This window comes from Rossellomorea sp. GCM10028870 (assembly GCF_042666755.1).
Taxonomy (GTDB): domain Bacteria; phylum Bacillota; class Bacilli; order Bacillales; family Bacillaceae_B; genus Rossellomorea.
In genome coordinates, this window is sequence record NZ_JBHTGN010000005.1 from 79,252 (window position 1) to 93,188 (window position 13,937).

General features: G+C 40.7%; 7 protein-coding genes. 6 read left to right on the forward strand and 1 reads right to left on the reverse strand.

The genetic code is table 11. The features are described 5' to 3' along the window. Positions 1–7 precede the first annotated feature (7 nt). The 4 genes from essC (at position 8) to nhaC (ending at position 10,338) form a co-directional block, all read left to right on the forward strand. Positions 8–4,474: a type VII secretion protein EssC gene (gene essC / locus ACFQWC_RS18850; RefSeq protein WP_377108816.1), complete on the forward strand. Its 4,467-nt coding sequence runs from the start codon at positions 8–10 to the stop codon at positions 4,472–4,474. Next, positions 4,471–7,467: a type VII secretion protein EsaA gene (gene esaA / locus ACFQWC_RS18855; protein WP_377108817.1), complete on the forward strand. Its 2,997-nt coding sequence runs from the start codon at positions 4,471–4,473 to the stop codon at positions 7,465–7,467. The genes essC and esaA overlap by 4 nt, the downstream gene beginning before the upstream one ends. Further along, positions 7,457–7,939: a type VII secretion protein EssA gene (essA, locus tag ACFQWC_RS18860; protein WP_341357205.1), complete on the forward strand. Its 483-nt coding sequence runs from the start codon at positions 7,457–7,459 to the stop codon at positions 7,937–7,939. The genes esaA and essA overlap by 11 nt, the downstream gene beginning before the upstream one ends. A gap of 977 nt (positions 7,940–8,916) precedes the next feature. Continuing rightward, positions 8,917–10,338 (forward strand): Na+/H+ antiporter NhaC, encoded by a 1,422-nt coding sequence (nhaC, locus tag ACFQWC_RS18865; protein WP_299745386.1) that lies wholly within the window; start codon positions 8,917–8,919, stop codon positions 10,336–10,338. 5 nt (positions 10,339–10,343) lie between these two features. Here nhaC and ACFQWC_RS18870 read toward each other — a convergent pair whose 3' ends face one another. Next, positions 10,344–11,609, reverse strand: coding sequence for a transcriptional regulator (locus ACFQWC_RS18870; protein WP_377108818.1), 1,266 nt, complete (start codon positions 11,607–11,609; stop codon positions 10,344–10,346). 91 nt (positions 11,610–11,700) lie between these two features. Here ACFQWC_RS18870 and ACFQWC_RS18875 point away from each other — a divergent pair, with 91 nt between their 5' ends. Then, positions 11,701–12,810 (forward strand): mandelate racemase/muconate lactonizing enzyme family protein, encoded by a 1,110-nt coding sequence (locus ACFQWC_RS18875; protein ID WP_377108819.1) that lies wholly within the window; start codon positions 11,701–11,703, stop codon positions 12,808–12,810. Positions 12,811–12,822: 12 nt separating this feature from the next. After that, positions 12,823–13,524 carry a GNAT family N-acetyltransferase gene (locus tag ACFQWC_RS18880; RefSeq protein WP_299745378.1) on the forward strand — a complete coding sequence of 234 codons (702 nt, stop codon included), beginning with the start codon at positions 12,823–12,825 and terminating at the stop codon, positions 13,522–13,524. Positions 13,525–13,937 lie beyond the last annotated feature (413 nt).

Consider the following 13,937-nt stretch of genomic DNA (forward strand, 5'->3'; position numbering starts at 1 on the left):
TGAGCATATGTATGCCCTATGGCTATTTCACGATCACTACTATCAGTCGATCATGATTGAAGATGAAAATAAAAAAATCACTTTAGGTCCGCGACTGGAAGATACGATCACGATTTTGTCGTTGCCTCCGTCTGCCAAGTCCATTCTAGTGGAGCATTCCGGCGATGCTTTCAGGCTTTATCAAGACGGAAAAGAAGTGAGGGTTCTTGAACCAGGTCGCACAGAATCCTTTCTTGCAGGTGATAAGGAATTACAGATGATGGTCACGCCATTTTCAACAAAGTCAAAAATCTATTATATCGGTCATAAGGAAGAAATCAGTATATCTACTGAACAAACCGATGCCACCATTTATTATAAGAAAAAGGATCCCATTCAAAACTGCCATTGGTATAAAAACGGCGATGGTGCATGGGTAATGGATGCCGATGAGGCGTCGTCTCTTTATCTGAACGGACACCTGGTTACTGGAAAACATGAGCTTGAGGTTGGAGACATTTTATTTTCTCCTTTTTTAACTATTACCCTATTAGAAGACGATTTAATCGAGATACATAGTATCGATGACTATCAAACTGAATTAATGGAATCTACACGTCCTACCTCAGAAATGCAGAAGAAATACCCGAATTATCGGAGAACGCCACGAATGATTTATGACCTTCCTGATGAAAAGGTTCAATTGTCCTTTCCGAGTCAGGAATCGAGCGATACAAACCGGAGTCTGTGGTTGATCATTCTTCCCCCATTGATGATGCTAATCGTCATGGCCATAGTAGCACTCGTGATTCCACGTGGGATTTTCATTATTATCTCAATGGTGATGTTTACTACCACTTTAGTAACATCCACCGTTCAATTCTTTAAAGATAAGAGCAATAGAAAGAAATCCAAGGAACGAAGGAAGCGCATCTACACTCATTATTTAGAGAGTAAGAGAAAAGAACTTCAGGAGCTTGCCGAGAAACAGGCAGACGTTCTGCAATTCCACTTTCCTGCTTATGAAAGAATGAAGTATCTGACAGATCAGCTTTCCGATCGCCTTTGGGAAAGGACCCTTGAAAGCCCAGACTTTCTTCAGTTTAGATTAGGAAGTGGGAAAGTACCTGCAAGCTACAGTATTTCAGTGAATTCTTCCGATATGTCGAACCGTGAAATGGATGAGTTATTAGAGGAGTCCCAGAAGTTAGAGATGGTCTATCGTGAGATTGATCACTTACCTGTAACAGCTGATCTACATAAAGGGGCCATTGGGTTAATCGGTAAGGAATCCGTCTATAAAAATGAGATTCACCAGCTAATCGGGCAATTGGCTTTCTTTCATAGTTACCATGATGTCAGGTTCGTCTATATTTTTCATGAGGAAGAGTATGAGGACTGGGAGTGGATGAAGTGGTTGCCACACTTTCAATTACCTCAGTCATTTGCTAAAGGATTCATTTATAACGAGAAAACCAGGGATCAAATCCTTTCTTCCATTTACGAGGTCCTTCGGGAAAGAGATATCGAAGAGGACTCAGATAAAGTGCGTTTTTCACCACATTACGTTTTTATCATTACAAACCATCAGTTGATCTCCGACCATGTGATTCTGCAATACCTTGAAGGTGAGTATTCTCACTTGGGAATGTCCGTCATTTTCGCTGCAGAAGCGAAGGAGAGCTTGTCTGATAATATTCATACCCTCGTCCGTTATATCAATGACAAGCAAGGGGACATTCTGATTCAGAATAAAAAAGCGGTTAAGATTCCATTCGAAATGGATGAATACAAGCATGAAGGCAATGAGCAGTATGCAAGAACCTTGAAGACGCTTAATCATCAAATCGGTATGACAAACTCGATTCCTTCAAGTGTTTCCTTTCTGGATATGCTTCGAGTGAGAGATGTTGATCAGCTGCCTATTCAAGAGAACTGGCTATCCAGAGAATCGGCTAAATCGTTAGCTGTTCCCGTTGGTTTGAAAGGAAAGGAAGATATCGTCGAGCTGAATTTGCATGAAAAGGCTCATGGACCCCATGGACTACTTGCCGGAACAACCGGTTCAGGGAAGAGCGAGTTTTTACAAACGTATATTCTTTCTTTAGCGGTTCATTTCCATCCTCACGAAGTAGCCTTCTTATTAATTGACTACAAGGGTGGAGGAATGGCTCAGCCATTTAAGAGTATCCCACATTTATTAGGAACGATAACGAATATTGAAGGAAGTAAGAATTTCAGTACGAGAGCCCTTGCTTCCATCAAGAGTGAGTTGAAGCGCAGGCAGCGCCTATTCGATCGTTACGAAGTGAATCATATCAACGACTACACACGCCTTTACAAGCAAGGTAAAACGGAAGAGCCTCTTCCTCATTTATTCTTAATATCAGATGAGTTTGCTGAACTTAAGAGTGAAGAGCCAGAATTCATTAAAGAACTTGTAAGTGCGGCCCGTATCGGTCGAAGCCTGGGAGTTCATCTTATCCTGGCAACTCAGAAGCCTGGAGGAGTCATTGATAATCAGATATGGAGTAATGCCCGTTTCCGTGTCGCCCTGAAAGTTCAGAATACGGAGGACAGTCGTGAAATCCTTAAGAATGGGGATGCAGCCTCGTTGACTGTAACAGGAAGAGGATATTTACAGGTGGGAAATAATGAGGTGTATGACCTGTTTCAATCAGCCTGGAGTGGAGCTCCTTATCAGGAGGAATCCTTTGAATCAGAGGATGAAGTGGCGATTGTGACGGATCTGGGGTTGATTCCTTTATCGGAAGTATCGACTAATCCAAGCAATCAGAAGGAATTGATCAGTGAAATTGACGCTGTTGTCGATCGAATTGAAGAGTTACAGAAACAAATGAATGTGATGAAGCTTTCCAGTCCATGGCTCCCTCCTCTGGCTAATCGTTTGTACCGTACATCATTTGCCCAGAGAGAGGAGAATAAGATCTTACTTTCTATGATTGATGAACCTGAGAAACAGAGTCAGACTCCGTACCATTATGAGGTGGTTGAGGACGGGAATGTCGGTGTCTTTGGTTCTTCGGGATATGGGAAGACCCAAACGCTTATTACCTTATTGATGGGGATGGCCACTCAGTTTACACCTGAGGAAGTTCATTATTATCTTCTCGACTTTGGAAACGGTGGCTTACTGCCTTTAAAGCAGCTTCCACATACTGCAGACTACTTCCTGATAGACGAAGAAAGGAAAATCGAGAAATTCATTTCCATATTGGATGATGAATTAGCTCGCAGAAAACAACTTTTCCAAAAGAAAGAAGTAAGTTCAATAAAGATGTATAACACCATCAGTGAAGAAAAGCTTCCTCTCCTTTTTGTAACCATCGACAATTTTGATCTGGTTAAGGAAGAGATGCAAGAACTTGAAGCGCAAATTAATCAGTTTGCAAGGGACGGACAGTCATTGGGAGTGTACATGTACTTTACAGCGACCCGCGTTAATTCTGTCCGACAATCTTTAATGAATAACCTTAAAACCAAAATCGTCCACTATTTGATGGATAGCTCAGAGGCATACACGATGCTTGGACGATTGCCTTTTACCCCGGAAGCCATTCCAGGCAGAGCGATTGTTAAGAAGGATACAGCTTTCTTTTCTCAAGTATTCCTTCCAACCGAAGGGAAGGACGATTATGAGCAGTTGAACCTTCTAAAAGAAGAAATTCATTTATTGAAGGAAAAGTATAAGGGATCAATGTCACCAGATCCAGTGCCTATGCTGCCGACAGAGTTGACGATGGTCAACTTTACCCAGTATACCGATTCAGGAAGAAAAGAAGGACTGCTACCGGTTGGCTTAGATGAAGAACTAGTTAAGCCCGTGTATGTAAACTTCAAGAAGACAAAGCATTGTCTGGTATTGGGACAGGCCCAAAAAGGAAAAACGAACGTACTGAAGGTTTTAGCCAATACAGCGTTATTGCAGGATAGTGAACATATAGCGATATTCGATTCCATCGACAGGGGATTATCCCACTTGATGAAAGAAGAAAATGTGGTCTATATGGAAAACAAAGAACATATCACAATGTGGCTTACCCGTGTAGAAGAATTATTTAGTTTAAGAGAAGAGCAATATAACTTGTCCATACAAAAGGGAAGTTCACTTCCATCCTTCTCGCCTGTCTTCCTCATGGTTGATGGATATGCAAGGTTCCTGCAGAATCTGGATGCATTGCTTCAAGACAGAATCGTTAAAAGTATGAAAAATTATAGCCATTTAGGCTTCTGCATGATTGTTTCCGGAAATAACAGCGAATTAACTAAGGGGTATGATGCTTTAACAGTTGAGATGAAACAGATTCGACAAGCTCTAGTGTTAATGAAGAAATCCGAACAAACCTTGTTCACGCTCAGCTACGATCGAAGAGAAGCCGAAATCCAACCAGGGTTTGGTTATTATGTAGAAAACGGTAAAGAAACAAAAATTCAAATACCACTTATGGTAACGGAAAGGAAAGTACACGCATGACAGAGAAAGTAAGCCTATTTAAACTTTTATTAGCCGTCATGATGATTCTTGCCACTCCCCTTCTTTTCTTCCGTTCAGTTGGTGAAAATCCTCTGAAGGTGAAAGAAAACGCTACTCAGGCCATTGCCATTGTAAATGAAGACGCAGGAACAAAAGTGGATGGAGAGCCTTTGGCATTTGGGGGAGACGTGACGTCGATACTTGAAGATCAATCGACATTTGAGTGGACGGTCGTAGGAAGAAGTGCAGGAGAAAACGGTCTTCAGAGTTCTAAATATGATGCCGTTGTGTATATTCCTTCCGACTTCTCTGATAAAGTCATGACGTATGATGAAGAAAGACCGGAAAAAACAAATCTGAATTATAAAGTCCAATCGCAACTAAATGCTGTAAACAAGGAAAAGGTTCTATTGGAAATTGAAAAGGCTACAAAAAGGGTCAATCATAAGATGTCCTCTCTTTATTGGAATTACGTCTCTGCAGACATGGAAAATATCCGTGCTGAATTCGATGAAATTTTACAGAAAGAGCAGGCTTTCCAGGAAACGATGTTAGCGTTCTACAAACCCAGCTCAAAAGATCTGGCCGGACAAATTCAACAACAGACATCGATGCTATCGAATCTGCAAAACTCGATTCAGCAGGCAGATAGCCGGGCACCGCAGCAGCAAAATACGCTGGAATCCTTTGAACAAAGTCTTTCCAGTTTTGTTGAATATGTCAATCAATATAGAGAATATCAGGATAATCAAAAGCAATTACTTGCCGATATCCAAGCTCAATCCGTTCAGATGATCAATGAATCAACTGAAAATCAGCAGCCGCGCTATTTAAAATCCAAATCACTATTCTCGGAAGAAAGTGATGCCTTAACGGCAGGATTGACTCAGTTGAATAGCAATATGGATACAAATCAACAGGTATTTACTGATTTACAGCAGCGCAGGTTTGAAGAAGTGGGGAGACAAGTAGAAGACTTCTATTCCTTTCAGGAGAGAGTGTTGAATTTCTATCAGCAATTACAAGACACTACGACGTTAAATAGCCTGCAAGGAAGTATTTTTGAACTTAACAATAAGCTGGCTGAAGGAGACGGGGAGATCTTCAATCCACCTGCTCCTCCTGAAATTCCTGGGCCGCAAAAAGACGGAGAGGAACCTGACCCTCAACAGGTCGTCATTTCTTCTCAGGAAGGTGAGCACGAACCGGGGGGGCCAAACGACCCACCACCTGCTCCTCCGAATTTAAATCCGGAAATAAATGAACTGACTGCCATTTCAACAGAAATCGATGCGTTGAAAGAAACACTCACTAATTTAACAGAACCAACACCTGAAGCTATAACGGAAGCTGTGACGAATATTCAAACAATCAATGATCGTATCCTACAGGTTCGAACGCAGCTGCAAGGAAAAAATAATAGCTCAGAAAACCCTCTTCAGGCTGAAGTGGATAGACTATTGGAAGAAGTATCAAGACTTCTTGAAGATAATCAGACATTGATTGATAAAATCGATGAATTGACCAAGCAGGTTGAAACCCTTACAACTGAAAATCAAGAACTTAAAGATCAGATAACGACATTGACTGAGACGAATGAAGCTTTGATAAACCAATTGGAGATGTTCTCAGACAATATTGCGAATATCGTTGCCGAAATCGAGGATAAAGAAAGTTCCATCCTGAACTCAGCCGCTTTATCTGAAAATAGAAGAAACACCTTATATGGCTATTTTTCTCGCGGGATTAATAACTATAAGCTGATGGATCTTCTACAATATTACTCTTACCTGGATCGGTATGAAGCGACTCTTAACGGTATGTTAACGGAGAATGGAGTGAAAGCGGCCGTACTTCAGGATGAAGAGCTGAAAAATGAGGTAAATGAGATTCTGAAAGTAAGTCAGACTGAACAAGCGGAGTGGGAACAATTAAATACAGGGTTGCCGAATACAGAGGACGCTCTCAACACACTTCAAGACTCATTTACCGTCTTTGCGGCAGAATACAATCAAACCCTTGATGACCAGCAATCACAGCTTACAGAGAGCCTGAATGCGATTAATCAAGAAGCAACAAACGTATTGAATCGAATCCAACAGCCGGAGCAAACGGCTCCAATGCCTGTATCAGGGGCAGCTGGCCCTGATTTAGTGGGGAACCAGAAACAAATTGGAAGTGAAATCAAGTCTATCCATTCCTTCCTGGATACAGTGAGTGAAAGCCAAAATACAATCGTATCCTATACCAACGAGCTTCAATCGAATGTTTCCAATGTTCAAAGTGATGCGGATACACTGAATAATAAGTGGGCAACAAATGTAGCTTCCACTCAATTAATCCGTGATGATGTGTTTAGTGTACTGGGGAATGCGTTCGTTGACGGACAATCCAATGGATATGTGTATGATTTCTTGACGAACCCCCTTAATGTAAACGGAGATGTTCCGGAAGAGAAGAAAGCAAGTGCTCTGCCTCCGGTCGTTATTTTGTTTATTATCTTGTTATCCAGCTTGCTTATCGGATACACAAGTTATTACTTCCAAAATGCTCCTCTCTGGATTCAAGGAGTGATTTTCCTTCTACTGAATTTAATTGTAGGGTTTGTCATTAGTCTGTATGGATTAGATATCTATCCATTGGTGGAATCCCGTTCAGTCGAGTGGACGATCTTTACCATTCTCCTTCTACTAGCGGGTTCAGGACTAATCCGGGTTGCTTTTGTCACACATCGTTTGTTAGGATGGTTTGTTTCGGTAGGAATCATCGCCCTGTTTGTTACACCGTTACTTGCATTAACTACGCCTAATTTTAATTTCAAGGATCCTATGTCCACCGTTTATATGTCGATTCAATATGGGTCAGACTCATTATTCAATCAAGCGGTCATTGTATTAGGCTTAGTCATTATTGCATTAACTGTTGCTCAGGTTTTATTGGATAAACGCTCTAATCGAATCAAAGATGAGGGAACGGAAGCGTATGAGGGGTAAAGTACTTGTTCAACTGACTCTGGTTGTCAGCATGATCATGATGTTTTCACAGCCTATACTTGCGAATACTGACATAAATGACTTAATCCCGAACGACTATCAGAAAAATAAATTCAAAAAGAATAGTGACCTCATCCATGATCAATCATCAACAAATCAAAAGATACAAATTCCTGAAGAACAGAAAAGCCTGACGTTTGAAGGGAATTCAAATAACGGATTAAATGAATTGAAAGAAAAGATATTTCAAAGTGAAGAAAAAGATACAAATACGATAAAAGCTAAAGCCGAAAACTTGAAACTGTTTAGTCAATCCGGATCAGCAAAGTTAGGGAGCCTCGAAGAAGGAAGTTCATCATCTTCTTCCCTCTCTCTTTTGATTGTTGTATTTGTAGGCATTTGTGTGTTCCTACTCATCGTTGTTATTGTCATTTGGAATAGAACGGCTCAGGGTAAACAAAGTTTGAGGTAAGAAAAAGAAGAGGGTCCGTTTGAAACGGGACCCTCTTCTACTATATGTTAACCTTCATATAAGTATAATAAGGTGATTGTGAACTATATCACTTCGAGAACGCTCAGAAGCTATGTGTTACGTCAAAACAGGCATGGCTAAGGGTAATGTGGTCGGGCAAGTAAAGAAGCTCAAATAAAGCAATCTGGCGAAAGGTTTCTACATAAATACTTTATCTCTAGTAAACGTATGCCTAATCTCACTATACTGTACAATAAGATTACTAGAAAACCTTGGCACAAGGGTGTGTCGGGGTTTTCTTTTTTGTTCGCTCTTTTCGCAAAGATTGTTGCTTTTTAACATAAGCACTGTTAAGGCTCTGTCAATTAGTGAGTGCTGGATGGTGAGGGGAACTGCTCCGCTTGCAGCTAGCGTTCGGCCGAGCCTCCTCAGCTTAGCCGAACGGGGTCTCGGCACGCCCGTATTTCCGCAGGAGTCTGCGCAGTTTCCCTCACCATCTTTTACGGGTTTTTTGTGACAGAGCTTCAAGTTGTGCTAGAAAACAAAATTACTTGAAAGATACTTCCTTAAGACAAACAATCTCTCCTTAACTTAAATGAGATTATTTGCTAGAAAGCTACTTTTAATTGTTTTTGATTAAGGATACATGCTCAGAAAGTTGATTGGAGCGGAAGGATGATCGACTCCTGCGGGAATAGCTGGACAGGTGAGACCCCGGAGGCTCACCGCCAGCCCCGCGGAAAGCGAGCATCCTGGAGTGGAAATCAACTAGTACTTTCTCTTCTACAATAGCAACAAACTTTACGAAAAGAGCCTTTTTGTTCAATCCTCAAGGAAAATTCAATACCAGGGTTGTAAGCGGTAACAAAAATTAAATTGACTCACTTTGTTTCTCCGTATATCATTATTTTAATAGCGTCTATTTAACGACTATTTAGAACTGTCAAAAAAATAAAAGGGGTATAGGGGGAACAAACATGAAAAAAGAAATGCCGTTTTGGATGGCCATTATCCCGCTCAGTGTCATGATCGTGGTCATGTTCGTCACGATTGTCGTTCTTGAGCAGGGTCCGCATATTCCATTAATCATTGGAACAACGGTAGCAGCCATAGTAGCCTGGCGGGCAGGTTATACGTGGAATGAAATTGAAGATTCTATGTATAAAGGAATACGCCTTGCCCTGCCGGCAGTAGTCATCATCATGCTTGTTGGACTGACTATTGGTGCCTGGATCGGTGGAGGGATCGTGGCTACGATGATTTATTATGGTTTGAAAATCATTACACCATCCCTCTTCTTAGTTTCCATCACGGTTATATGCGCTGTTGTCGCACTGGCGATTGGCAGCTCATGGTCAACAATGGGGACAATTGGAGTTGCAGGTATGGGAATCGGTATAAGTATGGGAATTCCAGCACCTATGATTGCCGGAGCGATCATTTCCGGCGCCTATTTTGGGGACAAGATGTCACCGCTTTCTGATACCACGAACCTTGCTTCTGGATTAACGAATACAAATTTATTTGTACATATTCGTCATATGCTCTATACAACGGTTCCGGGATTACTCATTGCCCTTATTGTTTATGCCATTCTGGGAAGAAATTTCGGTTCAAATAAAATTGATACAAACGATATTGAACAAACAATCAACGTGCTTCAGGATAGCTTTGTGATTTCACCGTTTTTGTTATTGATTCCATTAATGGTCATTATTCTAGTGGCTAAAAAGGTACCTGCCATTCCAGCTCTGGTAGTGGGGATTCTACTTGGACTTTTATCCCAGGTATTCATCCAAAGTGGATCATTTTCTGATGCATTTGCTGCCTTACAAAGCGGCTTCGTCATTGATTCAGGTAATTCAATGGTGGACGATCTTTTTAATCGGGGTGGACTGGATTCAATGATGTATACGGTTTCCATGACCATTGTAGCGATGACCTTTGGAGGGATATTGGAGCATACAGGAATGCTGCAATCCATTGTGAACCAGATTTTAAAGGTGGCCAAATCAGCGAAAGGATTGGTGGCATCCACCGTTGTTTCTTGTTTTGCAACAAATGCCACCTGTTCAGAACAGTATATTTCCATTGTTGTTCCTTCAAGAATGTATGCTAAAGCATATGAGGAAAAGGGTTTGCACTCGAAGAATTTATCCAGGGCACTTGAAGATGGAGGAACCTTAACCTCTGTCTTTATACCATGGAATACATGTGGAGTGTTTATATTTGGTACATTAGGCGTTCATGCCTTTGAATATGCCCCTTATGCCGTGTTGAACTTTGTAGTGCCTTTACTATCCATTGCATACGCGCTAACCGGTTTTACGATTACAAAACTTTCGAAATCTGAATTAGTGAACACCAAAGATGAAGATGAAATGACCTTAAACTCGTAAGTATTTTAAAAGGGGAGATGAAGTTCGTAAATGGAACGGGGACGACCTTGTTGATAGGTCATCTCTTCTCCCACTATCCTGATCGAACCGTGATCTACCAGTTTTTTGATTATACGTTCAGTTGAGCGACGGGTAATTTGAAGATAATCAGTTAACTCGGCAGCTGTAAACTGTGAGGATGAACGCTTTCTGCTGAATTCTATCAATTTAGACAGATTTCCCGGACTGATTTTAATTTCCTTGGCAATATCAAAGAGTTTTGGATGATTATTCTTGAGACGCTGCAATTTAGCCTCTTTAGGATAAGGACCAAGAAGGTTTTTATCATCTGTTAAAATATATCCACACTTACCCAAGGGGTCATTCTGAGCAAAACGCAGGGCAATTCCAGCATTTTGCTCTGTTTCTATTGCCGTTGTACCATAGCCGAATCCAATTTTCATTCGACCATTCCACCTGGATATCAATTCCTCGAAAGTGTGATGAGAGACTAGTGACTCTATATGGCCCACAGTGCTATGAAGTAAATAAGTATGTTCATCAATTGATTGTCCGGAACCTTGAATATCATGGGTGAATGATTGTAACCATTGGTTAAATTCCTGATGTGATTGATCATGGGATAGATAGATAGCTGAAATCGTGGAAGCTTTTTTTTTGTTTAGTAGAGCGATAGATTTTACCTTCTGAAAGCCATTTAACAAAGACCTGATAGGGTCTACCATTCTTTCTGTTGGAACTCCAAGTTCTTTCAGGCGGTCATATACGGCGTGGATGCTTGTTAACGCCACATCAGTGTTTCCCAACTGGTGAAGTGAGTAGTGGTATTGAACAATGGAGGTTAAATCCAGCTGATAAGGAAGCCGTTCTTTATATTCCAAAACATGAGCAGCAGGAATGGAAATTCCTATATCCATCGATACATGTTTGGTGTATAAAGCTTCCATCAAATCAATCGATATACGGTCAATCGGAATTTTTTTGTGATAGGTTATAGACAATAATGAAGAAGCGACGGCCATTTCATTCTGTTCCAGGAATAAGGAAGGAACAGATAATTGATCGCATATCTCTTTTGAATAATAATAGGGCAAGGCACCTGAGAAAAAAATGGCATCACAAGGCTTTAAGTGTTGGATCAATTCTTTGGATTGATAGGGATCTTGATAAGTGTAGGGGTCTATTTCGATGTCAGTCATGTGAGGTTCTATGGAGTGTAAATCCTGGATAAAGTCTTGAGACCCGATAACAGCAATTTTTATCTTTTCCATGCTTCCACCTACTTTCGGTTTAATTAGCGACTATATAACGACATTATACCAATTTGCAAATAGTAGTGTAAATGAAAAGGAGTTATGACCTATGAAAATTATCGGATTAAACGTATATGCTATTCGTCTGCCTCTTCATGTTCCTTTTGTGGTAAGCTACCATACTTATCATGATATGCCTTCCATCATTGTAGAGATTGAAACCGACGAGGGGATCACAGGGTACGGGGAAGCAGTGGCAGATGAGCACGTTACAGGAGAGTCCTGGGAGAGTACTTATCATGTATTAAAGAGCACTCTAGGGCCTGCAGTGTTAGACCAGAATCCAATGAATATAGAGAGACTTCATGTTCTCATGAATGAATCCATATATGGTGTTCCAACTGCAAAAGCAGCCATTGACATTGCCTGCTTTGATATCATAGGGAAAAAGCTCTCTCAGCCTGTTTATCAATTGATTGGGGGACGTTATCATGAAGAATTTCCCCTTACACATGTTTTAAGCATCGCAGAGCCTGAAGAGATGGCAGATGAGGCAGCGCTCATGGTGGATAAAGGATATCTTTCTTTTAAAATGAAAGTAGGTACGGAAGTAAAAGCAGATGTCGAGCGTATACAAAAGGTTCGTGCAAGGGTAGGGAATCATATTGCCATTCGGGTTGATGTAAATCAGGGATGGAAAAACAGTTCGCAAACGTTAAAGGCTCTCCGCTCATTGGAGGGCATCGATTTGGATTGGATAGAACAACCGGTTCTCGCTGATGATATCGACGGAATGGTGACTGTAAAGTCCAAGACATCCATGCCTTTAATGATTGATGAAGGTCTTAAAGGAACAAGGGAAATGCGAGAAATCATTCAAAAACAGGCAGCTGATAAAGTGAATATCAAATTAATGAAATGCGGTGGGATCTATCCTGCTGTAAAGCTTGCTCATCAGGCGGAAATGGCTGGAATGGAGTGTCAGATAGGCTCCATGGTAGAGTCCTCTATCGGCTCTGCAGCAGGCTTCCATGTTGCTTTTTCAAAAAGGGTCATCACAAGCGTAGAGCTGACGGGACCATTGAAATTTTCAAAAGATGTGGGTAATCTTGTCTATGATGTTCCTATTATTCGACTTTCTGATAAGCCTGGATTAGGGGTTGAGATAAATAAATCGGTGTTGAAAGAACTGACGGTGTTTCAAGATTCGATTAGATGAGGAGGACAGCGTGTGAACGCACTTCACGAAGGAAAGTTAATCAAGGAGAACAGATTGTATACTGTCCATAAATTATCTATGCTCCACATTGAAGAAATTCTTTCATTGCAAGATATAGTAGTCGCTGATTTAGAGGATAAAACACGTTTACAACCCCTCGCGCGAGTTGAATATGAGTATATTCTTAAGGGGAAAGGCTTGATGGTTGGTGCTTTTCTGGAGCAGGAACTTATTGCGTTCAGAGCGCTTCTTCAACCTGAAATCGATGAAGAACATTTGGGATTGGATATAGGATTAAATGAAGATGAGTTAAATCAAGTCATCTACCAGGAAATCTCGATTGTAGACCCCATTTACCGGGGAAATCGATTGCAGCAAGTGTTAGGCGCTGTCATTATGGAGGAACTTCCCAACCTTCCCGGTGATTTCACGTATATTAGCTGTACCGTAGCTCCCTTTAATATACCAAGTTTGAAAGATAAATTTGCTCAAGGTATGGAAATAGCGGCCTTAAAAAATAAATACGGCGATCAAATGCGCTATATATTTGTTAAAAAAGTAATGAAACAATCTGTGCAAGCCGACCGGAAACGATTGATCATTCCAATGGACGATTTTCACACGCAGCAATCACTCCTGACAACAGGTTGGCGCGGTATTGGCATGAAGAACCTTCAAGAGAAATATCATATTGAGTTCGTTAAGTATCAATGAACCTTTATCAACAGTAGAACTAATGTACTCATAGGAGCAGTCTCATTTTAAGGAGGCTGCTCTTTTCTTATGCCATTTTTTTAAAAGATTTGTTTGAACCTTTAGGATTCCTATTATTTTCACCATTGTAATAATTTAATAGATTACTAGAGTAGTGGGTTGATAGTTACAAATCCTCCACTAAAATATGGATGTAAACAAAAATGTATACAAGTATACAAATACGTACACAATTGTAAACAAAAATGTATACAAGTATACAAACAAGTACACATATTGATATATAGGGATGTGTACAAAATATGTATACAACGATACAATTTGTATACATATTGACCTTGATTACGCTGCGAATATTCGATAGAAAAGTAGGATTGACCGGAGAGGTGAAATTGTATACTCTGAGAGTAAGA